Below are 24,387 nucleotides of genomic sequence, written 5' to 3'. Positions count from 1 at the left end.
GGCTCAGTGGGCTTCGGCCTGCTTGGCCGCAGCAATGACGGCTTGCTCGTCGTGCTTCGCACCATTGAGGAACAGGTTCAGAAGCACAGCCGCAATCGACGCCAGCAAGATGCCCGACTCGATCAGCGAGTGAATGGCATGCGGCATCCACTGCTTGAAGTTGGGCGCGATCAGCGGAATCATGCCGACGCCGATCGACACCGCGACGATCATCGCGTTGTGGCGGTTGGTCTTGAAGTCCACGCCCGACAAAATGCGGATGCCGGTGGCCGCGACCATGCCGAACATCACGAGGCCCGCACCGCCGAGCACCACCGTGGGCAGCGACTCGACCAGCGCGGCCATCTTCGGCAGCAGGCCCAGCACGATCAGGATCGCGCCGCCGGCCACGCACACATAGCGGCTCTTGATGCCGGTGACGGCCACGAGGCCCACGTTCTGCGAGAAGCTGGTGTACGGAAAGGTGTTGAAGATGCCGCCAATCAGCGTGCCCAGGCCGTCGGTGCGCAGGCCGCGGGCCAGGTCCTTCTGGCTGATCTTGCGGTCGGTCATCTCACCGAGCGCGAGGAACATGCCGGTCGATTCGATCATCACCACGATCATGATGAGGGTCATCGTCAAGATCAGGATCGGGTCGAACTGCGGCATGCCGAAGTGAAAGGGCAGCACGATGTCGACCCACGCGGCCTTGCCCACCTTCTCGTAGGTCATGAGCCCGGTGATCGAGGCCACCACGGCGCCGATCACGATGCCGAGCAGCACCGAGATGTTGGCGATGAAGCCCTTGGCGTACTTGACGATCAGCAGGATCGACACCAGCACCAGCGCGGCCACGCCGAAGCCCGACAGGTCTGCGTACTTTGGGTTGGGCACGGTGGGCATGATCGCGAAGCCCTTGGGCACGGCGGGAATGGAGCTGCCGGGCGAGGTCACTTCTGCCAGCCACTTCGCATAGACCGGGTCGACCAGCGCGGGCGCCGTCGGGCCCACGGGGTTGCCGAAGATCCAGTTGATGCCTACGCGCATCAGGCTGATGCCGATGACCGCGATGATGGTGCCGGTGACCACTGGCGGAAAGAAGCGCAGCATTCGGCTCACCAGCGGCGCGATCAGTATCGACACCACACCCGCGCCGATGATGGCGCCGAACAGCAACTGCGCGCCGTTCTGGCCGGGGTTGGCATTGGCGATGGCGACCATCGGCGCGACCGACGCGAAAGTCACGCCCATCATCACCGGCAGCTTGATGCCGAAGAACTGCGTGGCGCCCAGCGCCTGGATCAGCGTGGCGATGCCGCAGCAGAAGAGGTCGGCCGAGATCAGCAGCGCGACCTCGTCGGGCGTGAGTTTGAGCGCGCGTCCGACGATCAGCGGCACCGCGACGGCGCCCGCATACATCACCAGCACGTGCTGCAGGCCGAGGGCCGCGAGCTTGCCCGAAGGCAGGCGCTGGTCCACGGGATGGACTATTGAGAGAGAACTGTCGGCCGTCATCGTTGGGCTCCTGCTGCGGCGAGAAGGAAGGTGGGCGACACGGCTTGGCATGCGCACACCCCGTTGTGTACGCCAAACTGTATACAACTTATGCAACAATCCAGACTCTGGAAAACCCGCATCCGCGCAGGGGCCTCGCCGAGTGGTCAAGGCCGCAAGACTGTCGCTGGCCGCCGGGACCATCGACGCATGAATCCCTGCGCTATGCGCGCGGCCGGGCCTCGCGCACAGTGAGGCCCGAGGCCGCCTGCTTGGCATCGTGCTTCGCAATGGCCGCTTCGCTCGCCACATCCTCGGCATGGCTGAACATTCCCGGCGGAATGCGCACCGCGCCGATGGACAGCGTGGAGAAGGGCGTGAACCGGACCACGCCATGCCGGTCCTCGCCTTCGATGCCACCGGACTGTCTTTCCGCTTCGTCGTAGAGGCCGGGCGCCTGCCGGTTGAAGTCGTCGATCAGAGCGGTGCAGCGCCGGTGCCAGTCAGGGCTCTGGAACAGCACCAGGAAGTCGTCGCCGCCGATGTGACCGACGAAGTCGCGATGGGCGTCTGCGTGCTGCGTCGCCAGTCGCGCGAGCAGCAAAATCATTTCGTCGCCGCGCCAGTAGCCGTAATGGTCGTTGAACACCTTGAAGTTGTTCAGGTCGGCATAGCAGGCAGCAAAGTCGGCACCGCTGTTGAGCAGGCGCGCAATGTGGATGTTGATGGGGATGTTGCCCGGCAACGAGGTCAGCGGATTGGCGTGCCGCGCGGCCTCGATGCGCGCCTCGGTCACGGCGCGCACGAGCTGGTCGCCCGTGCCCAGGCCGACGTAGCGCTTCTTCTCCGTGACGATGAAACCTTCGCTCAGGTAGCGCTGGTCTTCAGACATCAGGATGCCGAGCAGGCTCTCGACGTTCTCCTCGCGCTCCACGATGCGCGGGGTGCTGCTGCCGTAGGCCAGGCAGGGGCGGCGGCCGTGGACCTCGCGGAAGTACATCCGCGCGTAGTCGTTCATGAACGACTGCCGGTTGATCAGCGAAACGGGGGTGCCCTTGTCGACCACGGCGAGCGCATGCAGCTCGGGGTGCTTCTGGAAGATTGCGGAGACCTCGTCGATCGGCGTCTGCGGGCTGAGCGCAGGCGCCTGGATGATCGACAGGCTGCGCAGCACGTTGGGCTGCGACGGTTGCGACGCGTGCGGCATCACGGCGATGCGGGTGTCGCGGATGGTGGCCGCCATGGGCTCGGGCAGCGCCGGCTGCAGCGCCGGCGCCGGCCGGCCGAACAGGTAGCCCTGGCCGTGGGCAATGCCGAGGTCGCGCAGCACGTGCAGGTCCTTCGCGTCTTCCACGCCCTCTGCAATGAGCTCGGTGCCCAGCGCGTTGCCGAAGCCGACGATGGCGCGCACCAGCGCCACGCTCTGCGGGCTGTTGGCGATGCCCTGGGTGAGCAGCTTGTCGATCTTCACGAAGTCTGGCTGCAGGTCTTTCCAGCGCCGCAGGTTGGAATGGCCTTCGCCGAAGTCGTCGAGCGCGACGCGCGCGCCCAGCGCATGCAGCGCCTCGACCGCGCGCCCAAGCGCCTCAGGGCTGCCGGTGGCCCGCTGCTCGGTGAGCTCCACAGTCACGTCGCGGGCACTGACGTTGTGGTGCGCGAGCATGCGTTCGAGCCAGCACGCCGTGCCCGCGCCGCCCATGGCCGCGACCAGCGCGTCGGCGCTCATGTTCACGAACAGCCGGCCCGCATTGGGCAGGCGGCCCCACTGGGCGAGGATGACTTCCACGCACAGCAGCTCGAACTCGGTCAGCCGCGACTCGGTCGCGGCAAGTGCAAGCAGCGCCTGCGGGCTGTGGAGCGGGGTGCCGGTCGGTCCGCGAATGAGGGCTTCATGGCCGAAGACCGTGCCCTTGCGCAGATCCACGATGGGCTGGAATAAGGGCGAGATCGCAGGAGGCGAGGCAGGGGTGGCGTTGGGCCGGGTTTGCCGGGGCATGCTGTGGAAGTTGTTCGTCGGCGGCGATCGCGCACGGGAAAAACGCGTAAGCCATTCGGGCTACAGCATGACGCAGTTGTGTGACAGCCGCACCGGCCCTGCCGGCCGTGTGGGGTCAGGCGAGCAGCGCCTTGACCAGATCGAGCTGGCGGTCGGGCTTTTCGGTGCCGAGTTCGAGGCTGGACTCGATGCGCTCCAGGTGGTCGATCATGCTCGTCACGGCTGCCTCCACGTCGCCCTTGCGGCACAGGCGCAGGAAATCGGCGTGCTCGTCCGACGAGCAATGCGGGTCGTTCGACGAGTGGTAGAGCATCGCAATCAGCGAGCTGCGCGCGACCAGTTCACGCACCAGCTCGGCCAGCGTGCGGTTGCCGGTGGCCTCGGCCAGCGCCACGTGGAAGTCGCCCAGCAGCTTCTCGCGCACAGTGCCCGTGGTGGTGGTCTGGCGCAGTGCGGTGCGCTCGAACTTGATGTGCTGCTCCAGCACCTGGTAGTCGCGCGGCCGCGCGGCGGCGATGAACAGGCGCACCACTTCGCTTTCGAGGATGCGGCGCACCGCGAACACCTCGCGGGCCTCTTCCACCGAGGGCTGGCAGACGAAGGCGCCCTTGTCGGGAATCATCTCGATGAGCTTGTCCTTCGACAGCATCAGCAGCGCGGCGCGCACCTTGGTGCGGCTTACCGAATACACGCGGCCCAGCGCTTCTTCGCGCAGCCAGGTGCCGGGCGGCAGGCGCTTCTCGACGATCGCGGTGGCGATGTCGTTGGCGATGCTTTCGATGGAGCTGTTCTTGTCGGCTGCGGCCACGCCGTTCTCGTCCGGAACGGCGGTGGCAGGGGAAGCGGAGGGTTTGGAACTGGCGCGGGGCATGCGCGGATTGTGGCCTAGCGCGGGAGAGTGAAGCCCTCGAGCGCACCAATGATGGGCTTGGGCAGGGGCTTTGCCAATTCGCCGCGCTTGCTGGTGCGCAGCTTCAGGGCGACGAGCGATTCGATCAGCTTGGTGCCCGCGGCCACGCCGTCGATCACGGGCACGCCGAGCACCTGCTCGATGTGCGCGCACAGGTCGGTCATGCCGGCGCAGCCGAGCACGATGCAGTCGGAGCCGTCTTCTTCGAGCGCGCGCCGGCATTCGTCGACGATGCGTTCCCGCGCACCCGAGCCCGGCTCTTCCAGTTCGAGCACGGGCAGTTCGCAGGCGCGCACGTTGGCGCAGAAGCGCTCCATGCCGTAGATCTCGGCCAGGTGCCAGGCCTGGCCCATGGTGCGGCCCAGGGTGGTCACCACGCTGAAGCGGCTGCCGATCATGCTGGCCAGGTGCATGGCGGCCTCGGCGATGCCCACCACGGGGCCGCGTGCCAGCTCGCGCGCGGCCTTCAGGCCCGGGTCGCCGAAGCAGGCGATCACGTAGCCGTCGATGCCGTCGCGCTCGCCCGAAGCGATCTCCTGCAGCAAGCCCGGCACGGCCAGCGCCTCGTCGTAGTGGCTTTCGATGGAGACCGGCCCCATGGCCGGGCTCACGGCCACGATCTCGGTGCCGGCATGCGCCACCGCGCGGGCGCAGGCGCCGATCTTCTCGGTCATGCTCCAGGTGGTGTTGGGATTGATGATCTTGATGCGCACGGCGCGGTCCCTTTCTTTCTCTTTCAGTTCAAGTCTTGCTGTTGCGGTTCAGCAGGGCATAGAGGACGAAGCCCAGGCCCATGCCGATGAACCAAGCATAGTTGGCGCCACCGCGCAGCGCCGGCACCATCACGCACAGGATCGGCACGAGGGCGGACGGCACCAGCGCCTGGATCGCCTTCGGGTTGTAGCCGCCGCTGTACCAGTATTCGCCCTTGGGGCTCATCGTGTAGAGCGCGTCCACGTCGATGCGCTGCTTGCGCACGATGTAGTAGTCGGCAATCAGGATGCCGAACAGCGGGCCGATGAACGAACCCAGCACGTCGAGCGTGTAGTGAATGACCTCGGGGCTGTTGTAGAGGTTCCACGGGGTGAGAAACACCGAGCCCACCGCGGCGATCATGCCGCCCGTGCGCCAGCTGATGTGCTGCGGCGCCACGTTCGAGAAGTCGAAGGCCGGCGAGACGAAGTTGGCCACGATGTTGATGCCGATGGTGGCGATCATGAAGGTCAGTGCGCCCAGCACCACGGCGGTGGTGCTGTCGATCTTGCCCACGGTGTGCACCGGATCGGTGATGAGTTCACCAAACACGGGCAGCGTGGCGGCGGTGGTGATGACGGTCAGCAGCGAGAAGAACACGAAGTTCACCGGCAGGCCCCAGAAGTTGCCCTTCTTCACCGCATCGAAGCTCTTGCCGTAGCGCGAGAAGTCGCCGAAGTTGAGCATCGGGCCGCTGAAGTAGCTCACCACCAGCGCAATGGCCGAGAGCATCACGGGCAGCGCGTCCCAGCCCTGGAACTTGATGCCGCCCAGGTTCAGGTCGATGTTGCTCCAGCCGGCCTTCCACACCAGCCAGCCGCAGAGCACGGCCATCACCACGTACACCGCCGGGCCGGCCCAGTCGATGAACTTGCGGATGGCATCCATGCCGCGCCAGAACACGAAGGCCTGCAGCACCCACATGACCATGAACGCGACCCAGCCAAGCGCCGAGAGGCCGACGAAGCCGTACTGCGCGACATCGGCATACGGCGCGAGGCCCGGGGCCATGTGCAGCGCCAGCACCATGAACGCCGCCGACGCGAGATACGTCTGCACGCCGTACCAGGCCACCGCGATCAACCCGCGGATGATGGCCGGAATGTTCGCGCCCAGCACGCCGAAGGGCGCGCGGCACACCACGGGGTAGGGCACACCCGTCACCTGGCTGGGCTTGGCCACCAGGTTGCAGAAGAACTGCACGATCACGATGCCCACCAGCAGCGACACCAGCACCTGCCAGCTCGACAGGCCCAGCGCGAACAGGCTGCCGGCCGTGATGTAGCCGCCCACGCTGTGCACGTCGGACATCCAGAAGGCAAAGATGTTGTATTGGCCCCAGGTCTGCTTCTTCAGCGGAGCGAGGTCTTCGTTGGTCAGGCGCGGGTGGTAGCCGGGCTTGATGAGGGCGTTCGATTCCGCGTGCGGCGCAATGCCGGCTTCGCTTGCCCCCGCGGGGGCCTGGCTGACGACTGTGCTCATGGTCTTTCCTCGTGCGAGTGGGGTGGATTGAGTACGTGCTTTTCGGATGCGTTATTTGTATACAAAAAATGCACTCAATCAAGACCATTCGGGGAATCATATATCCGTAGATTCCCTGATGCGCTGTAGACGTGCGCGGCCGAAGTTGCGGCACGAGTGATCGAGCAGCCCGGTCTGGAGAGTCTGCGATACGACTTCAAACAGGATCTCGAACTCGCCCTGCCGTCATTGATGCGAGGGGTGGCTCCGTCATAGCCCCATGTCGACAGGCACGGCCTTCGAAGCTGCGAGGGTTCGTTCTCAGGGCCGGATGTCCGGCGACGGAATTGTCGCGACGCCCTGGGCGCTGGCCGCGGCCGCCTGCGCCGCCATGGCGGCCTGGTATGCGGGGCGCGCCTGCAAGCGTTTCCAGTAGGTCGACACGGCCGGCGTGAATCGTTCGTTCAACCCCAGGTGCTGGGCGAGCAAGAGCGCATATCCGACTGAAATATCGGCGGCGGTGAACCGGTCGGCGCAAAGGTATTCCTGTTTCGCAAGCAGAGGTTCCAGGGTTCGCAGGCGTGCTGCAAACCATCTGGCGTAGTCTTCGGCGACCTGGGGCTGCCGGCGTTCACCCATCTCGAAATGTGCGTACCGCAACACGAGCGTTTGCGGAAAGGTCAGCGTCGCTTCTCCGAAATGAAGGAAGTTCAGATAAGCGCCGTAGTCCGGCTCGTCCACACCGACGTCGAGCCTGCCGGCGGAGAACCGTGCCGCGAGATATTGGCAGATGGCCACCGACTCCGTCATACGGACGCCATCCTCGGAAAAGGCGGGTACGGTACCTAGCGGATTGATGTCCAGGTACGAGCGGGCCATCGCTCGCGGTGGAAATGGAAGCATCTCCAGTTCGTAGGGAACTCCAATTTCCTCGAGTGCCCAAAGCGGCCGGAACGACCGCGCACTGACGCAATGATGCAAGATGATCATGTGTGCATTCTCACCGCCTCATTGCGCCTTGCCCCAGTGATTGTGCGACTCGATAGCAGCCGTTGGCACTAGCAGGCTCCCCGCCAACTTATGGCTTTCGACCAAGAAGACCAGAGAGACAACGACGTCATAGTCAAGCGCCCTTCCATCATCGATGATCTTCAAGGCACTCTCAAGCGTCCATGCAACCCTGTTGAAGCAGCAAATACGTATGACGGATTCGAGCTGATGAAGTGACCTTGGTGATACCTTTATTGGGTACCCTTCGCCAACGTTGGCTGCGGAGAGAGCTTCAACTAGTGGGGCTCTCAGGAGCTTTGCCAGGCTCGTAGCATCGTCACTGGGTTTCATGGTCCTCGGAATTTCTAACATCGTGCTTTCTCCAAACTCACGCATGGAAGATTCGCCCAAGCAATCGCAGGTACGACCGAGTGCCCCGAGCAGCCACGTCTGATTTCAAAGCGCTCTCGGCAGTCAACCGCCCCTACGCCAGCGCGCGCTGGATCAGCAGCTTCTGGATGTCCGAAGTGCCTTCATAGATCTGGCACACGCGCACGTCGCGGTAGATGCGCTCCAGCGGAAAGTCGTTCACGTAGCCGTAGCCGCCCAGCGTCTGGATGGCGGCGCTGCACACGCGCTCGGCCATCTCGCTGGCGAACAGCTTGGCCATGGCGGCTTCCTTCAGGCAGGGCAAGCCGGCGTCGCGCAGGCTCGCGGCATGCCAGATCAGCTGACGCGCGGCTTCAAGCTGCGTCGCGCATTCGGCCAGGCGAAAGCCCACGGCCTGCTGCTCGAAGATCGAGCCGCCGAAAGCCTGGCGTTCCTTGGCATAGGCCAGCGCCACGTCGAAGGCGCTGCGCGCCATGCCCACGCTCTGCGCGGCAATGCCGATGCGGCCGCCTTCGAGCGCGCCGAGCGCGATCTTGTAGCCCTCGCCCTCGGCGCCGATCAGGTTCTCGCGCGGGATGCGGCAGCCGTCGAAGTTGATCTGCGCTGTGTCGCTGCTGTGCTGGCCCAGCTTGTCTTCCAGGCGCGCCACGTTGTAGCCCGGCGCATCGGTCGGCACGATGAACGCGCTCATGCCGCGCTTGCCTGCGCCCTTGTCCGTTACCGCGATGACGATGGCCACCTGGCCGTTCTTGCCGCTGGTGATGAACTGCTTCACACCGTCGATCACGTAGGCGTCGCCGTCCTTGCGCGCCGTGGTGCGCAGGCTCGAGGCATCGCTGCCTGCCTGCGGTTCGGTGAGACAGAAGGCGCCGAGCATCTGGCCCTGCGCCAGCGGTTCGAGCCACTGCTTCTTCTGCTGCGCGTTGCCGTAGCGCATGAGGATGGCGTTGACCGGGCAGTTGGTCACGCTGATGGCGGTGCTGGTGCCGCCGTCGCCGGCCGCGATTTCCTCCAGCACCAGCGCGAGAGTGAGGTAGTCGAGGCCGGCGCCGCCGTTCTCTTCGGGCACGCAGATGCCGTAGGCGCCCAGCGCCGCGAGGCCCTGGTGGGCTTCCTTCGGAAAGCTGTGCTCGCGGTCCCACTTGGGCGCGTTGGGCCAGAGTTCGGCTTGCGAGAAATCGCGCACCGCGTCGCGGATGGCTTCCTGGTCGGGAGTCAGCAGCATGGCAAATCTCAGAGGAGTTCCAGAGCCACGGCGGTGCCTTCGCCGCCGCCCATGCACAGCGTCGCCACGCCGCGCTTCTTGCCGCGCGCCTTCAGCGCATGGATCAGCGTGACCATGATTCGAGCGCCGCTGGCGCCGATCGGGTGGCCCAGCGCGCAGGCGCCGCCGTGCACGTTGACGATCTCGTGCGACACGTCGAGCTCGTGCATCAGCGCCATCGGCACCACGGCGAAGGCCTCGTTCACTTCCCACAGATCGACGTCTTTCACCTTCCAGCCGGTCTTCTGGGACAGCTTGGCGACGGCACCGATGGGCGCGGTCGAGAACCACTCGGGCTGCTGCGCGTGCGTGGCGTGTACGATCGATGCCAGGCCCCTTGCCGTACCAGATGCCGAAGACGCCATCCACCTCGCGGGCCCGAACGCGCGGTGCATCTGCGCCCCCCAAAGGGCCGTCGCAGCAAGGTCTTCATTGAGGCCCGGCTGAAAGACGATGTCGTGGGCTTTCAGTGCAGCGGCGGCCTTCCACAGCTGTTGGTCGTAGCCGCCCAGTGGCGATCCGCGATAACCAGAGACGAGTCCGGCAGTGTCCAGGCCTTGACTTCGATCCAGACGCCGCTGAACCATCGGCAGCCGCACCAGGGCCTGAATGCCCGAAAGAAAGGCCGGCCCGTCCTCGGTGCCGTAGATGTCCACCTTCTGAAAGGCCGTGTCCGCTGCGCCCATTGCGTATCTCCTTGTGGAGCACCGAGGCCCCTTCAAACTGTTTGATTTGAGCCGACGATCAACGGGCAAAGTTCACCGTGCCGTGGCGGCAGGTGCCGCCTCGGCGTCATAGAGCCGCAGGCGCTTTCCCGCGCGCATGACTTGACCCGGCAAAGGGCGCCCCAGCGTCTCTTCCAGCAGCCATGCCGCCCGTACGAGCGAATCGAGGTCGATCCCCGTACCGTGACCTTCCTCGTGGAGGTAGTGCACCAGATCCTCGGTGCACACATTGCCCGTGGCGCCAGGGGCGAAGGGACAGCCTCCAACCCCTCCAACCGAGGATTCGTACTCCTCGATCTCAAGCTCCAGGCCGGCTGCCACGTTCACGAGACCGAGACCCCGGGTGTTGTGGAAATGGAGCGAAAGCCTTGCCTCGGGGACGGCGTTCCGGACGCTTGCGCACACGGCCCGAACCACGGCGGGCGTCGCCATGCCCGTTGTGTCCGCCAGGGTGACATGCCGGATTCCGATGCGGCTGAGCGCCTGGACGATACCGACCACTGAACTGGCATCCACATCGCCTTCGAAGGGGCAACCGAAGACAGTGGAAATCGCGCCCCGCACCGGAATGCGATGCTGGAATGCCACGTCGGCGACCGCTTCGATGTTGATCAGCGAATCGGCGATGCTGCGGTTCAGGTTCTTCCTGTTGTGCGTCGCGCTGGCTGACACGAACGCCACCAACTCGTCAGCCCCGGCCCGGATCGCATCATGTGCACCTCGAACATTAGGCGCAAGCACGCTCACGACAGAGCCTTCCGGTCTGCTGATCCGCTGTACGACGTCGGCGGCATCCGCCATCTGCGGGACGGCCGTGGGCGATACGAAGGAGGCGGCCTCCACGGAGCGTATGCCTGCGTGGAAGAGCGCATCGATAAGCTGGACTTTTCGAGCGGTGGGAATGAAGCTCTTCTCGATCTGCAGGCCGTCTCGCGGCCCGACCTCGGTGATTTTGATTTGCATAGGTTCTCAACCAAAAAATCAGCTGCCCGTTTGCCAGATCCAGGGACGCACCTGACGGTCCCTTTGCTGAAACGCGGAAATGTCATCCTCGTAGCGCTCAGCGAGGGTGATGGGATCAAGCCCTTGGAGCAAGGCATCGCGTTGGGCTGTGTCAAGCGTGAATGAATGCACCGATCCGTCCGGAAAGGTGACCTGGCACGCCTTCAGGTCGATGTCGACCAGCTTGCATTCCTCTCTCTCGAGCATGGCCAGGAGGTCTTCGACTTCCTGCTCATTCAAGGTCAAGGGGAGGATGCCGTTCTTGATGCAGTTTTCGTGGAGGATCGAAGCGAAGCTTGGAGCGATGACACATCGAATGCCGAAATCCGCGAGCGCCCAGACCGCATGTTCGCGTGAGCTCCCACAGCCGAAGTTCGACTGCGCAACCAGAACGGTCGCCTGTCGAAAGGGTGCTCGGTTCAACACGAAGTCGTCGACCTCTTCTCCGCCCGGCGCGTACCGCCACCGGTGGAACAAGTAGTTGCCCAGTCCCGATTTCTTCAGGGTGTAGACATGCTGAACCGCGATGATCGCGTCGGTGTCGACGTTCGCTTTGGGCATCGGTGCGGCGATGCCTCGCCATTGAGTGAAGGGCTGCATGATCAGTCTCAGAGACGTCGAGCGTCGGTGATGACGCCGGTGATGGCCGCGGCCGCCGCGACGGCTGGGCTGGCAAGGTGGGTGCGGGCACGAGGGCCTTGCCGGCCTTCGAAATTGCGATTCGAGGTGGAGACGCACCGCGCGCCCGGCGGAACAACGTCGTCGTTCACCGCAGCGCACATCGAACATCCCGGCTCGCGCCACTCGAAACCGGCGTCCAGGAAGACACGATGCAAGCCCAGCGCTTCGGCCTCGCGCTTGACCGTCATCGAACCCGGGACCACCAAAGCTCTGACGTGGCTCGCTACCTTGTGACTGCGGACGATCTCGGCAGCGGCCGAAAGATCTGACAGTCGGCTGTTCGTGCAGGAGCCGATGAAAACTGCGTCGACTTTGAGGCCAAGCAAGGAAGCGCCGGGCTGCAGCCCCATGTACTCGATCGCACGCTGCGCGGCTCCGCGCTGCTCCTCGGTATCGAAGTGGGCTGGAATCGGCACTGTCGAGTCGATCGGCATCACTTGCTCGGGGCTCGTGCCCCAGGTGATCTGCGGCGCCGCAGCGCTCGCGTGGAAGCGCAGTTCCCTGTCGAACACTGCCCCGGGGTCAGAGGCCAGCTGCCGCCACTCCCGTACCGCTGCATCGAAGCTTGAACCCTTCGGTGCGAACTCGCGTCCGTGAAGATAGCTGAACGTCGTGTCGTCCGGAGCGATCATGGTGGTGCGTGCGCCGGCTTCCACGCCCATGTTGCACAGGGTAAATCGTCCCTCCATGGGCATATCGGTGATCGCTTGCCCCGCGAGCTCGAGCGCATAGCCTGTGGCGCCTGCTGTTCCGATCTGTCCGATCAGGTACAGGATGAGGTCTTTGGGCGTCACGCCAGCACTCAGTTGTCCGTCGACCAGAATCCGCATCGTTTTCGGCTTGCGCACGGCAAGGGTCTGGGTCGCGAGCACTTGCTCCGCCGACGAGGTGCCGATTCCCCAGGCCCATGAGCCCAGCGCACCGACCGTACCGGTATGACTGTCACCGCAAACCAAGGTCATGCCCGGCAACGCAATGCCCAGTTCGGGAGCGATGACATGGACGATGCCCTGCTGTGCATCCTGCACATCGAAATGCCGTATGCCGTGAGCACGGGTACTGTGACGGAACGCCCGTATCAGCGCGGCCCCGCCCTCGACGGTTTCGTCATCCCGATTGCGCCGTGTCGACACCAGATGGTCGGTCGTTCCGAAGGTCAGCTCCGGATTGCGCACCCGCCGGCCGGCCTGCTGGAGGCCATCGAAGGCCTGAGGGCTCGTGATCTCGTACAGCAGGTGGCGGTCGATGTGGACCAATGTCTCGCCACCCTCGAGGTCAGCGATGCGGTGCTGATCCCAGAGTTTTTCGAAAAGAGTGCAGACGGTCATGACTGCGGCCTCTACTGGATGACTGCGCCGGACCGAGACACCAGCGAGCCGTGCTTGGTGAATTCGGTCCGCATGAATGCCATGAGCGCCTCGGGTGCCATCGCGGCAGGCACTGCGCCTTCGGCCGCAATCTGGCCCTTGAAGGAATCCGATTGCACGATCGCCGTGATGGTCTCGTTGAGCTTCTGCACGATTTCCTTCGGCATGCCCTTCGGTCCGATCACTGCGTACCACGCCTCCAGGACGCAGCCAGGAAAGCTTTCCGCGATCGCGGGTACTTCGGGCAGGTTCGGCATGCGTTTGGCACTGGATACCCCCAGCACCTTGAGCCTGCCTTGTTTGACGAGCCCCTCGACACTGGCGTACGAGAAAAAGGCCACATCGACGGTTCCACTGACCAAGTCCGGAATGACGGGCCCCGCCCCCTTGTACGGCACATGGGTGAGCGTGAACTGCCCCTGCTCCTGCATGTACATCCCCATGAGGTGCAGGATGGTGCCGTTCCCCGAGGAGCCCAAAGTCAGCTTTCCGGGGCTCTTCAGCGCCAGCGCCTTCAGTTCGCCGACATTGTTCGCCGGCAGATCTGCCCGCGCGATCAGAACCATCGGCGTTGATGCGACCCCCGCGATCGGCGTCATGTCCTTCAGCGCGTCGTACGCGAACTTCTTGTACAGGTGAGGGAACACCACGTAGTTCGAGCTGATCAGGCCGATCGTGTAGCCGTCCGGCTGTGCGCGCAGCAGGTTCTCGGTGCCCAGTACTCCGCCTGCCCCGGGAAGGTTCTCGACGAACACAGGTTGCTTCACTGCCCTGGTCATATGGTCCGCGAGGCGGCGTGCCATGCCATCAGCGCCCGAGCCCGCCGAGTTTGGCGTCGTGAGCCGAATGGATTTGCTGGGATAGGCTTCACTCGCGAACGCGAGGTGCGGGATCCACAAGAGTGAAGAAGCGGCAAGAAGTTGACGACGATTGAATCCGGTCATGTGGTTGTCTCCTACGGTTTTTGTGGGGGATGATCAGTTCGGGGATTGCTATTGGGGTCCGGCAACGGCACCGCAATCGAACAAGTGCTGCGACTCCGCGTCCGACAATCCCCAGGTGTTCAGATACTCAGCGGTCTGCGCACCGACGCCCTGAGGCTGGAGGCGAACACTGGGCAAGTGGTCGTCGATTCGGAATGGCATCGCCGGCAAACTGGCGCGCCGGTCGCCAACCTTCACCTCCAGCAGTGAGCCGTTGGCACGCAAATGCTCGTCCTCGAGAAGATCCAGCGGAGTGCGCACGGGCCCGAAGGGAATCTCAGCCTTCTTGCAGAGTGCCTCGACAGCGGCCATTGAGAGCGTCGCGAACTTCTCGTTGAGACGCGGGATGAGCCAAGGCCGCTCCTTGGTCCTGCTCGAATTGGTCGCCAGGCGCGGGTCGTCCAGGAGCTCTTGCAGGCCGAAGGCGACACAGAACCGGTTCCATTGAGCGTCGCTGGTGATGCCGATGAACATCTGGCCATCGGCGCATGGGCAGAGGTCGTAGAGGCACCAGGCCTGCGTCCTCGCCGGCATCGGCACGACTGGCGTGTCGCCGAACTGCGCCATGGCCATGTGCTGACCCACCAGGAAGGCAGTCGTCTCGTACAAGGCACTGGTCACACGGGAACCTTGGCCCGTGGCTTCGCGAGCACGAAGAGCGGCCATGATTCCAATCACGCCGAACATGCCGCCTGTCATGTCGACAATGGACGCACCCGCCCGGATCGGTTGGCCGACCGGACCCGTCATGTAGGCCAGCCCACCCATCATCTGCACGACTTCATCGAGAGCAGGGCGCGCCTGATAGGGGCCCGGCAGAAAGCCCTTGAGCGAGCAATAGATGATCCGGGAATTGATGCGGTTCGCCTCGGCATAGCCATACCCCAGCCGGTCCATCACATCGGGACCGAAGTTCTCGATCACCACGTCGGCCCATTCGAAGGCGCGCGCGAGCACCGGACGGGACAGAGGATTCTTCAGATCGATCGCAACGCTTTGCTTGTTGCGGTTGAGATAGCCGAAGAACCCCGACCCGAAGCCCGTGAGGCTGCGCGTCGGATCGCCTTCCACACGCTCGATGCGTACGACCTCCGCTCCGAGATCCGCCAGGATCAGGCCGCATGTGGGCGCCATGACCGTGTGGCCGAAGTCCAGGACTTTCAGCCCGGCCAGCGGCAGTCTGGAATCGATGTCTTCGCTATTGTGTTTCACCTGATGATCCTGTATGATCGTTGTATGAAACAACTTTAGCGTTGAAAGGGCTCTATGTCAAAAGAAGACTCCGCGGCAGGGACATCCGCGCTGCGCGTCAACGCGCTGGAGCGAGGGCTTCGGCTGCTGATGGCGTTGCGCTATGACGAGGGCCAGAAGCTCAGCGAGGTGGCCCGTGCGACAGGTCTGGACAAAGCCACCGCGTCCCGCCTGTTGCGCTCGCTGGCGCAGTACTCTTTCGTGTTGAAGGACGGAACCGAGCGCTATCGATTGGGGCCGGCGATAGCAGTGCTCGAGCGCACGGGTAACGCGACGCAAGGCATCGCGGCCGTGGTCCAGTCGACCTTGAACCGCCTCGCAGAGGACACCGGAGAGACCGCGAGTTTCTTCGTGCCCCATGGCGATCTGCGCTTGTGCGTTGCAGTCGCCTTTGGGAATCAGGCTGTCAGCCACCTTCTGAGGGTCGGCGACACCCTGTCGACGGAACGAGGCGCAAGTGGTCGCGTCATGCGCCAGTTCGAAACCGGCAGGCCCGTCGGTTCTCCGGACCTGGTGCAGACGAGCCTGGGAGAGCGAGATCCGGAACTCGCGGCGGTTGCATCGCCCGTCTTCGACACGCGAGACAGATTGCTGGGAGCACTCTCGTTGTCGGGCACGTGCACACGGTACTCATCTCCCGGTCACTTGAAGAGCTTGCAGGTGGCCGTGGCCGCGGCGGCGCGGGAGATCGAGGCACTGTTCACCGCGCCTGCTTCGTAGGTGGAGAGGCTACATCCAGCCTGGTCAATCCACGCGCACGCCGGCAGCTTTGACGAGTTCGCGGTTCACGGTGGCGTCATGGGCAATCGCCGCCTTGAACTCCGTGCGGCCCTTCGGTGCAACGACGATGCCCTGCTTGTACAGCCTTGAGCGCCCTTCTTCGGTCGCAACGATCGCGAGCAGCTGCTTTTCGAGAGCCGCGACGTCGGCTTCCGGCATTCCCACTCTACCGAGCAACCCAATCCAGCCGCTGTACTCGTAGCCCGGAAATCCAGATTCTTCGACGGTCGGGACCTTCGGTAGATCGGGCCAGCGTTCCTTGGTTGTCACCCCCAGGCCGATGAGTTGCCCCGAGGCGACGAAAGGTTGGGCCGCCACCACAGAAATTACCCCCACCGGCAGTTGACCACCCAGCAGATCGGCCGTGAGTGGCCCGGAGCCTTTGTATGGAACGTGCTGCATGGAAACCTTGGCGCGTTCCTTCAGCATCTCGGTCGCGAGATGCGCGGGATGGCCACTGCCGCCCGTGCCGAACGAGATCGAGTTCGGCTTGGCGCGCGCCGCGTCCAGTAGATCGCGCAATGTTTTGAAATTTGTCGAAGGATGCGCAACGATCACGAATCCCGTCACGCCGAGCTGCGCGATCGGCACGAACTCCTCGAGGGCATATCCCGGCTTCTGGTACAGGGCAAGGTTGATGGTGTGGTTGTTCGAGGTGACCAGCACGCTGCTGCCGTCTGCATCCGAGCGCGCAACCAGCGCGGCAGCAATGTTGCCGCCGGCACCCGGACGGTTGTCCACAATCACCGCCCGGCCCTGCAGCGTTGCGGGCAACTTCTCGGACAGTAGCCTGGCAGTGGCGTCGACGGCTCCACCCGGCGGATACGGGACCACGAGGCGCAAAGGCTTCGCGCTTTGCGAGAAGGCGGGCAGCACGCACAATCCGACGGCTGCAGTTGCAGCACCCAGGAGCGTGCGTCGGCGAATCACGGGAGTTTGTCTCATGGCAGGAGCCTTGTAGTGGTGGGTATCGAGAGAAGTATCCCGATCGCCAGGAGGTCCGCTATTCAATCGGAGTATCCGGGCATCGCAACCGAAGATGGCATGCCGGCTTTGCCGAGCCAATGAGCGCTATATGGACCTTCGCCAGCTGAAGTATTTCGTCAAGATCGTCGAGCAGCGCAGCATGTCGCGGGCGTCGGTGGAACTCAATGTGGCCCAGTCGGCCCTGAGCCTGCAGATCTCAGGCCTGGAAACGCGCCTTCATCAGAAGCTGTTGATCCGCCGTTCGACGGGGGTGACTCCCACAGAGGCCGGTAAGACGCTCTACAAGCACGCGGTCGCCATCCTGCGGCAGGTGGAACGTGCCACGCAGGACGTCGAACGGTCCGCGTCCGAAGTGAGCGGGCCCGCTTCGCTGGGCTTGCCGGTGGTCGTGCAGGACCTCCTTGCCATCGACCTCCTGGTGGCTGCGCGGACACGGCTGCCGCAGGTCAGGCTCCACCTGGCCGAGGGCATGAGCTACCTGCTGAAAGAGATGGTCCTGCAGGGAAGGCTCGACATGACCGTCACCTACCAATTCGAGCCTTCGCCCGGCATCGTGGAACAGCCCTTGTTCAACGAGATGATCTATCTCGTGTCCCCCGTCGGTTCGGGAATCAAGCCACGCGACCAAGGCATGTCAATCGCGGAGGTGGCGAAGTTGCCGCTGTTTCTTTCGAGCCGTCAGACGGGCATGAGACGGATCGTGCAAGCCGGACTGGCCGCGCACGGCCTCACCATTGAGCCGCTTGCCGAAGTCGACTCCCTGCGGACCTTGGTCGACGCGGTGGAAACCGGCAACGCCCACACGATCCTGCCCGCATCCGCCCTGCAGAAGCAGCTCAAGAGCCTGGCCGACCGGCCGCTGGTCATCAACGCACTGGACATTTCCAGAAACGTGGTGCTGTGCACCTCCGAGCACCTCCCGCTCGGAGCGGCGGCGACCGCTGTCTACGACGTATTGGACAACTTGATCCGCGAGGCTTTGGAGGACCGGAGGTGGGTTGGCATCCGGCCCGTTCCGGACGCGCCATCGACTTGAACGAAGGCCCTGTCTGCACATTGAATAGCGCCGCGGCCATGCGATCCATAGAGTGAAGTCTTCATCACTCAAAAGCAGGCCTGCCATGGAATCGATCACCGTCTACTGGACCACCGGGTGCTCCAGTTGCGTCAGGGTCAAGGAGTTTCTGACCAACAAGGGCGTCCCCTTCGAGTCGGTCAACGTCGCCACCGACCCTGGCGCCATGAAGTTTCTGGCGTCATTGGGGATCCGGTCCATTCCGGTGGTGGTGCGTGACCGGGAGTACACCTTCGCGCAGTCGCTGGACGACGTTGCCAAGTTCGTTGGTGTCGAAAACGTCGTGGACGTCCTGCCTCCCGAAGTGCTCGTGGAGCGCTGGAAGAAGATCATGGAGATCGCCACGCATGCGATCTCGAAGATTCCTGCCGCGATGCTGGAGGAACGGCCGGCGCCCCCGCGTGCGCGCACGGTTCGCGATGTGGCGTATCACATCTTCCAGGTGCCCGACGCCTATTTACAGGTCGTGATCAATGGCCTGGAAGACTGGACGATCGTCGCCAACGTGGATGCACCGCCGGACATCGACCTCCCCGGCATCCTCGCCTATGCGGACGACAAGAAGAAGCGAGTGGCCCAGTGGTGGGACACCCTCGAAGACCGAAGCTGCACACAACCTCTGAAGATGTTCTATGGCGTGCATTCCATGCATTCCTTTCTGGAGCGCTCGGTCTGGCACAGCGGCCAGCACACGCGTCAGCTCCTCTGGTGGTGCAACGAAAAGGGCATTCCCGTCGAGCAGCAGCTGACCAGCGAAATCCTGCAGGGGCTGCCCATGCCCAAGGGACTTTGGGAATAGGCCCGGGCCGATGACCTTCGCGCAACTTCCATTCGTGACTTCCCCATGCTCAATCACTCCAAACTGATCATCCTGGGTTCAGGCCCTGCCGGTTACACCGCCGCCATTTACGCGGCGCGAGCGAATCTTGCCCCCGTGCTCATCACCGGCAACGTGCAGGGTGGCCAACTGACGACGACCACGGACGTGGAAAACTGGCCGGCCGATGTCCAAGGCGTGATGGGGCCGCAACTGATGGAGCGATTTTTGCAGCACGCAGAGCGCTTCGATACGCGCGTGATGGTCGACCACATCCGTGAGGTGAATCTGCAAAGTCGGCCGTTTGTCCTCACGGGGGACAGCGGCTCCTACTCTTGCGACGCCCTGATCATTGCCACCGGCGCGTCAGCCAAGTACTTGGGACTTCCCTCGGAAGAAGCGTTTCGTGGCCGTGGCGTTTCAGGATGCGCGACCTGCGACGGATTCTTCTACGTGGATCAGGATGTCTGCGTTGTGGGCGGTGGAAACAGCGCGGTGGAAGAGGCCCTCTACCTGTCGAACATCGCCAGGAAGGTCACCCTGATTCACAGGCGCGAGAAGTTCCGGGCCGAGCCGATCCTCCTGGACCGGCTGCACAAGAAAATCGAAGAGGGCAAGATCGAACTGAAGTTGAACTGCGTGGTCGAACAGGTGCTGGGTGACGACGAAGGCGTCACGGGCGTACGGCTTCAAGACCGGGCTGGGGCCTTCAGCGAGCTGGTGGAAGTGAAGGGCTGCTTCATTGCGATCGGGCATCAACCTAATACGATCCTCTTCGAAGGCCAACTGACGATGGCGGATGGCTACATCAAGACGCGGTCCGGCCTGGATGGGTATGCCTCCATGACCAATGTTCCCGGGGTGTTCGCCGCAGGGGACGTTCAGGACCACATCTATCGGCAAGCGGTCACCAGTGCGGGAAGCGGTTGCATGGCTGCCTTGGACGCGCAGAGATTTCTGGACTCTTGAGGACGTCGCAGCACTTGAGCAGGAGGACAAGCCGCCAGGGCCGGCCAGGGAAGGTCCGCAAAACCCCGTCCACGACGACTGATGAGATTGCGTGCGAGTCGATCGGGTGCTCTCAAACCAGCATCGATTGCTGGGCGAAGATCCCCGCCATCGCGCCCTGCGACGATGCCTGGGTGACCGAGGGCAAGAAGGGCGTGGTCAGGTCGCCGGCGGCGTAGATGCCGGGCAGCAGGGCACCTTGCTGGTGGAGATGCGCCTGGAAGCGGGAGGCGTAGTCCTCGGCAACTGCATTCCTCACGCTGGCTCGCACTGCCAATGCCTCTCGCCAGGCCGAAACGCGCGGCAGGCCATCGAAGATTTGCTGCGTCGCTGACGGGTCGATCAGCTCGAAGTAGCGAAAGAGCGGTGCATAGACTGCATCGACCATGCCGAACGCCGCGCCAGCGAAATACGGGCCTGCGGTGACTTCCGACTCCAACTTGGCCAGGCGCTCACGGAAGCTGGCGCGCTTCGCATCCGCAACCTGCGAGTCACGCGCATGAAGGAACTGCCAGCCTTCAGCGAAAGTCTGGGTGGCGAACTCGATCCAGGCGCGGTGTCGGGCGCGTGTCAGCGCGTCGTGGGGGTACATCGGCGAGCCGCCCTGCGTCTCGTTGAGGTACTCGCAGATCACCACGCTTTCAAAAAGCGCCGCGTCCTCGGCATGGGCCTGGGGAACCTTGAGCACGGGCACCTTGCCAGTGGGCGACAGCGCGAGGAACCAATCGGGCTTGGCCGACAGGTCGACGTTAACGCGTTCGAAGGCGACGCCCTTCTCCAGAAGGACGATCGCGGCGCGCTGCACGAACGGGCAGAGCGGGTGGCTGATCAGGGTAAGCATCTTGATGGGCATCTGTGTTGGCAGGGATCAGGAAGGCGCCTTCGACTCGTCCCAGTCGCAAGGCGCCTTCGGCGCGCAGGACCTTGTGCGCTCAGCGATTGAGCAGGCGACCGCCGTCGACCACGATTTCCGTGCCAATCGACCAGCGGGATTCATCGGAGGCCAGGTACAGCACGGCCTTGGCTACCTCTTCAGGCGTGCCGAAGCGGCCCAGCGGGATGGTGGCCGCGATGTCCTTGTTCAGTTGTTCGCGGTAGGCCTCGGGGATGCCCAGCTTGTCGTACAGCGGCGTGTCGATAGGCCCCGGGCTGACCGCGTTGATGCGAACCCCGCGCCCGAGCAACTCGGTCGACAGCGTCTTCGACATGTTCAGGACCGCTGCCTTGGTGGCCGCGTAAACGGAGGAGCGGTCTGCGCCCACATGCGCGCTGACGGACGTGTTCAGGACGACCGATGCGGAGGGTGCGAACACCGGCAGCAGCGACTGGATCAGGAAGTACGGGCCCTTGACGTTGACGTCGAACGAGCGGTCGAACATCTCTTCCGTCCAGTCTTCGAGCGGCAGCCAGACGGAGATGCCCGCGTTGAGGAAGGCCACGTCCAACTGGCCGTAGTGGTTCTTGACGGCTTGTGCCAGGTCCTTCTGCGCTGCCACGCTGGCCGAGTCGGCGCGCAGAACCAGCACCTCAGGTCCGAGTTCGGCCTGGGCCTTGGCGATGGAATCCGGGTTGACGCCGGTGACGATGACGCGGGCGCCTTCGGCCAGAAACTGCTTGGCAGTTTCCAGGCCAATGCCGCTGGTGCCGCCAGTTATGAGGGTGCGTTTGCCTTGCAAGCGTGACATGACTTTCTCCTGTAGACGGCCACCCACCGTGGCCGATGAGGAGAATGTGCATCCATGCCTCCATTTCTATAAGATGGCCCGATTGAATACCATCCATGCATTTCAGGCATGAATTGGAGGGACACTTGGACCGATTCCTGCTGATGACCTGCTTCGCGCGTGCCGTGGAGACGGGGAGCTTCACGGCCGCAGCTCGTGACCTGGGCCTGGGGCAGCCGAACGTGAGCCGCTACGTCGCAGCGCTGGAAGAGCACCTCCAGACCCGGCTCCTGCACCGATCCACACGGAAGCTTGCCCTCACGCCTGAGGGGGAGCGCTACTACGCGGACGTCCGGCGGATTCTTGATGCTGTGGACGAGTCCGAGTCGTCTTTCAGGAGCAACGTCGATCCGTCAGGGCTCTTGCGGGTAGCCTGCCCCACCGCGCTGGCCCATGCTTTCGTGTTGCCGCACATCCCGACTTTTCTTGAGCGCTATCCGAAGTTGACCCTGGACCTGCAAATCAATGATCGCTTTGTCAACCTCGTCGATGAGGGGACGGAGCTGGCGATTCGCATCGGACAACTGGAGGACAGCGCGCTGCGCGCCCGACGCATCGGGTCTTACGAGCGGGTGTTCGTGGCGAGTGAAAGCTACCTTGCGCGGCGCGGCGTGCCGCAAACGCCTGACGACCTCCGAGACCACGACTGCGTCATCTACACGCTGCTGTCGTCGGGTGCTACTTGGCGCTTTCGCGAGACCGATGTGCCCGTTTCCGGCAGGCTCAGAGTGAACTCACCTGAAGCGGTCAGCTCGGCGGTCATTGCAGGCTTGGGAATCGGCCACGGCCCGGCATGGCTCTTCGACGAAGGGTTGAGGAGTGGGCGCCTGAAGTTCATCTTGAAGGGCTACTCCGCGCCGGCCGTTCCTGTCCAGATCGTCTACGTCGCCAATCGACTTTTGCCGACGCGAGCAACCGTGTTTATGGATTTCATTGCTGACGTGTTCTCCCGGATTCCTGCCTTTGGCGGCACCGTCAAGCCAGTCGTTGCCGGTCAGCAATGACTGCCACCTACGGATGGTTTTGTCTCAATCGCGCGGCCCCGCGCCGGTGCTGAAACCGTGCAGTGATGCGGCTGGTGCCTGCAGATTGGAAGTGTGGGTCGATCGAGGGCGGAAATTCACAGCCCCTAGTTTGTTGTGATGGGCTGCTCGCTCCAGAGGGAGTGGGTGACTTTCCGCGTAGGGCGATTAGTTGCCAAGAACGGCGACGCACTTTCCGCTGAATCGTGAATTTCAAAAAAAGTTTTCGAATCAACGACTTGCGGCGAGAGCTTTCCCGACGCACTTTATTCACACACAGCAGTGCTGTAGACGCAGGTGAGAAAAACGCGGGCCGAAGCCAGGCGCGCGTCGGCCCCGGCCCGGCAGGCTTGCACAGCCTTGGGAGCGGGTGGTGCCCGTCTGCGGCGGCGAACGGCCGCAGGGAGGAGATTGCTCAGTACAGGCTGTAGTGGTAGTCGTAGCTGCGCAGCCGGAGTCGTGGCTTGCGCGGTTCATCGAAGTGAAGCTGCAGCAGATTGCGCGGGTGCGCAGTGTCCACCAGCAGCTGGTTTTCGGACTCGGGCGAGCCCGCCTGCGACAGGGCGAGGCGTTTGAACACGTTGGTCAGAGCGGATTCGGCGTCCTGTGGCTTGTACTCGTCGTCCAGCAGCAGTCCGGGTTCGGCGATGTGCTCCTGGTGGAGCCAGTACCAGACTCCTTCATTCGGTATCGCGGGCCGGGCGCCGGAGTTGCCTTCGTCTGCCGGGGTGTTGGGCGGCTCCCCGGGAGCGACGCCATCCGGGTCCCAGGCCAGGGCGCCGAGGCCGTCGCCGATCTCCACGAACACGGCCACGCTGCGCTTGTAGCGTGCAAGGACGGCGGGGGGCAGCAAGGTGTTCAGGGACTGGTTGCCATCGTCGAGAGCATGGCCGCCCAAGCCCGTCAGCAGGTCGATGGGCGTCTGCAGGCGGTGGGGAGGCAGGAAGTACGAGTTTCCGATCTCGACGTTTGCCCCACCCAGCACTTCGCGCAGCAGCGCGGGCAACCGGACGTTCAGGCGCGTCTCCGATTCGAGGAGTGCTGCTTGCGCGGTGATGCCGGCAGGCCAGTGCGGCTCGCCCACCTCTACCAGCCTGGACAGATGGGCAAAGGCCCGGACCCGGTCGATCAGGGGCTGGCTCTGGTCGTAGAGCGGATGGGAGACAGGGGCCAGGTCGAGCACGGCCCACCGCTTCTTGAATGATGTGGCTCGCCCTTGCGCGTCGACATGCGATCCGCGCAGTTCGAAGCGCTGGAGTCCGGCGGGCAGATCGAAGACCACCGCAGGGAGCTTCTTCAGTCCGGGCAGCACTGCCTTGTGCTCCAGCCGGGCGACAGTCCTGCCGTCAATCAGCACATCGGCGTTCACCTGCTCGCCTGCGGCGAGCCAGGGGTGGATTCCGGCCTTGCCGTTCTTGGCCCCCTGCGGCATCGCCTGCGCAGGAGCGCTCTTGCCGAAAATCCGCAACAGCCCCGTCCACAGCCCGGTCAGAGGTGATCGCGGTTGCTGGTGGACATGAACGGCAGGAGAGGGAGGAGTCGATGGCATCTTCGCTGTGGATTCAGGAGTTCAATCCCCGCAGTGTCGCCCGACTGATGCATCGAAATTGGTGTGGCTCACAAGAAAAATATATCGCTTTCGATAATGAGGGCCGCTGCCTAAAGTTGCGCCCATCCCACCCCTTGATCCGATGGAAAGCCCATGAGCAGCACCAGCACCCGCATCCC

The 24,387-nt window shown here is 63.8% G+C and carries 21 protein-coding genes and 1 pseudogene; 5 read left to right on the top strand and 17 right to left on the bottom strand.

Annotated features, from left to right (window positions below; genetic code table 11):
* Nucleotides 1–3 precede the first annotated feature (3 nt).
* From AC07O3_RS30515 to AC07O3_RS30455, 13 genes and pseudogenes are all read right to left on the bottom strand, one after another.
* Entirely contained in the window at nucleotides 4–1,494 is a 1,491-nt protein-coding gene (locus AC07O3_RS30515; RefSeq protein WP_495341105.1) for a nucleobase:cation symporter-2 family protein, read from the bottom strand.
* A 202-nt stretch (nucleotides 1,495–1,696) separates the two neighbouring features.
* Nucleotides 1,697–3,469 carry an EAL domain-containing protein gene (locus tag AC07O3_RS30510; RefSeq protein WP_495341104.1) on the bottom strand — a complete coding sequence of 591 codons (1,773 nt, stop codon included), beginning with the start codon at nucleotides 3,467–3,469 and terminating at the stop codon, nucleotides 1,697–1,699.
* Between the two features lie 115 nt (nucleotides 3,470–3,584).
* Entirely contained in the window at nucleotides 3,585–4,340 is a 756-nt protein-coding gene (locus tag AC07O3_RS30505; protein WP_093058878.1) for a GntR family transcriptional regulator, read from the bottom strand.
* Nucleotides 4,341–4,354: 14 nt separating this feature from the next.
* Nucleotides 4,355–5,092 (bottom strand): aspartate/glutamate racemase family protein, encoded by a 738-nt coding sequence (locus AC07O3_RS30500; RefSeq protein WP_093058877.1) that lies wholly within the window; start codon nucleotides 5,090–5,092, stop codon nucleotides 4,355–4,357.
* A gap of 28 nt (nucleotides 5,093–5,120) precedes the next feature.
* Nucleotides 5,121–6,614, bottom strand: a complete 1,494-nt coding sequence (locus AC07O3_RS30495) for an NCS1 family nucleobase:cation symporter-1 (RefSeq protein ID WP_093179680.1) — start codon at nucleotides 6,612–6,614, stop codon at nucleotides 5,121–5,123.
* A 300-nt stretch (nucleotides 6,615–6,914) separates the two neighbouring features.
* Nucleotides 6,915–7,583 carry a glutathione S-transferase family protein gene (locus AC07O3_RS30490; RefSeq protein ID WP_495341103.1) on the bottom strand — a complete coding sequence of 223 codons (669 nt, stop codon included), beginning with the start codon at nucleotides 7,581–7,583 and terminating at the stop codon, nucleotides 6,915–6,917.
* A 484-nt stretch (nucleotides 7,584–8,067) separates the two neighbouring features.
* The gene (locus AC07O3_RS30485) at nucleotides 8,068–9,198 is read right to left on the bottom strand and encodes an acyl-CoA dehydrogenase family protein (protein ID WP_495341102.1); all 1,131 of its coding nucleotides are present in this window, start codon (nucleotides 9,196–9,198) and stop codon (nucleotides 8,068–8,070) included.
* 8 nt (nucleotides 9,199–9,206) lie between these two features.
* A pseudogene (locus tag AC07O3_RS30480) lies at nucleotides 9,207–9,569 on the bottom strand (acetyl-CoA C-acetyltransferase); the annotation flags it as partial.
* Nucleotides 9,570–9,995: 426 nt separating this feature from the next.
* A complete protein-coding gene (locus tag AC07O3_RS30475) occupies nucleotides 9,996–10,925 on the bottom strand; it encodes a hydroxymethylglutaryl-CoA lyase (protein WP_495341101.1) in 930 nt (309 codons plus the stop codon).
* Between the two features lie 18 nt (nucleotides 10,926–10,943).
* The gene (gene leuD / locus AC07O3_RS30470; RefSeq protein WP_495341100.1) at nucleotides 10,944–11,564 is read right to left on the bottom strand and encodes a 3-isopropylmalate dehydratase small subunit; all 621 of its coding nucleotides are present in this window, start codon (nucleotides 11,562–11,564) and stop codon (nucleotides 10,944–10,946) included.
* A gap of 8 nt (nucleotides 11,565–11,572) precedes the next feature.
* Nucleotides 11,573–12,973 carry a 3-isopropylmalate dehydratase large subunit gene (gene leuC / locus AC07O3_RS30465; protein WP_495341099.1) on the bottom strand — a complete coding sequence of 467 codons (1,401 nt, stop codon included), beginning with the start codon at nucleotides 12,971–12,973 and terminating at the stop codon, nucleotides 11,573–11,575.
* An 11-nt stretch (nucleotides 12,974–12,984) separates the two neighbouring features.
* On the bottom strand, nucleotides 12,985–13,956 hold the full coding sequence (locus AC07O3_RS30460; protein WP_495341098.1) for a Bug family tripartite tricarboxylate transporter substrate binding protein: 972 nt from the start codon (nucleotides 13,954–13,956) through the stop codon (nucleotides 12,985–12,987).
* A 48-nt stretch (nucleotides 13,957–14,004) separates the two neighbouring features.
* Nucleotides 14,005–15,207 (bottom strand): CaiB/BaiF CoA transferase family protein, encoded by a 1,203-nt coding sequence (locus AC07O3_RS30455; protein ID WP_413332038.1) that lies wholly within the window; start codon nucleotides 15,205–15,207, stop codon nucleotides 14,005–14,007.
* Nucleotides 15,208–15,261: 54 nt separating this feature from the next.
* Here AC07O3_RS30455 and AC07O3_RS30450 point away from each other — a divergent pair, with 54 nt between their 5' ends.
* Nucleotides 15,262–15,966 carry an IclR family transcriptional regulator gene (locus AC07O3_RS30450; RefSeq protein ID WP_413332036.1) on the top strand — a complete coding sequence of 235 codons (705 nt, stop codon included), beginning with the start codon at nucleotides 15,262–15,264 and terminating at the stop codon, nucleotides 15,964–15,966.
* A 24-nt stretch (nucleotides 15,967–15,990) separates the two neighbouring features.
* On the opposite strand, the gene AC07O3_RS30445 is transcribed toward AC07O3_RS30450, so the two are convergent.
* Complete coding sequence (locus AC07O3_RS30445; protein WP_495341097.1) at nucleotides 15,991–16,971, bottom strand: Bug family tripartite tricarboxylate transporter substrate binding protein; 981 nt, start codon at nucleotides 16,969–16,971, stop codon at nucleotides 15,991–15,993.
* Nucleotides 16,972–17,101: 130 nt separating this feature from the next.
* Between AC07O3_RS30445 and AC07O3_RS30440 the strand changes: the two genes are divergently transcribed.
* The 3 genes from AC07O3_RS30440 to trxB all read left to right on the top strand — a co-directional run bounded on the left by AC07O3_RS30440 (nucleotide 17,102) and on the right by trxB (nucleotide 19,874).
* Complete coding sequence (locus AC07O3_RS30440) at nucleotides 17,102–18,049, top strand: LysR substrate-binding domain-containing protein (protein ID WP_495341096.1); 948 nt, start codon at nucleotides 17,102–17,104, stop codon at nucleotides 18,047–18,049.
* A gap of 85 nt (nucleotides 18,050–18,134) precedes the next feature.
* Nucleotides 18,135–18,887, top strand: coding sequence for a glutaredoxin domain-containing protein (locus AC07O3_RS30435; protein WP_495341095.1), 753 nt, complete (start codon nucleotides 18,135–18,137; stop codon nucleotides 18,885–18,887).
* 45 nt (nucleotides 18,888–18,932) lie between these two features.
* Nucleotides 18,933–19,874 (top strand): thioredoxin-disulfide reductase, encoded by a 942-nt coding sequence (gene trxB / locus AC07O3_RS30430; protein ID WP_495341094.1) that lies wholly within the window; start codon nucleotides 18,933–18,935, stop codon nucleotides 19,872–19,874.
* 112 nt (nucleotides 19,875–19,986) lie between these two features.
* Here the strand turns inward: trxB and AC07O3_RS30425 are convergent, their stop codons facing one another.
* Together AC07O3_RS30425 and AC07O3_RS30420 are read right to left on the bottom strand one after the other, a co-directional pair.
* Nucleotides 19,987–20,766 (bottom strand): glutathione S-transferase family protein, encoded by a 780-nt coding sequence (locus AC07O3_RS30425; protein WP_495341093.1) that lies wholly within the window; start codon nucleotides 20,764–20,766, stop codon nucleotides 19,987–19,989.
* 79 nt (nucleotides 20,767–20,845) lie between these two features.
* Entirely contained in the window at nucleotides 20,846–21,598 is a 753-nt protein-coding gene (locus tag AC07O3_RS30420) for an SDR family oxidoreductase (RefSeq protein ID WP_477961822.1), read from the bottom strand.
* A 125-nt stretch (nucleotides 21,599–21,723) separates the two neighbouring features.
* On the opposite strand from AC07O3_RS30420, the gene AC07O3_RS30415 reads away from it, so the two are divergent.
* Entirely contained in the window at nucleotides 21,724–22,641 is a 918-nt protein-coding gene (locus tag AC07O3_RS30415; RefSeq protein WP_495341092.1) for a LysR family transcriptional regulator, read from the top strand.
* Between the two features lie 433 nt (nucleotides 22,642–23,074).
* On the opposite strand, the gene AC07O3_RS30410 is transcribed toward AC07O3_RS30415, so the two are convergent.
* Complete coding sequence (locus AC07O3_RS30410) at nucleotides 23,075–24,208, bottom strand: hypothetical protein (protein ID WP_495341091.1); 1,134 nt, start codon at nucleotides 24,206–24,208, stop codon at nucleotides 23,075–23,077.
* Nucleotides 24,209–24,387: the final 179 nt, after the last annotated feature.

It is taken from the genome of Variovorax sp. GW821-FHT09D05 (assembly GCF_059416325.1).
Note: the sequence above shows the minus strand (reverse complement) of the source record. Positions and strands in the feature narration are given on the sequence as shown.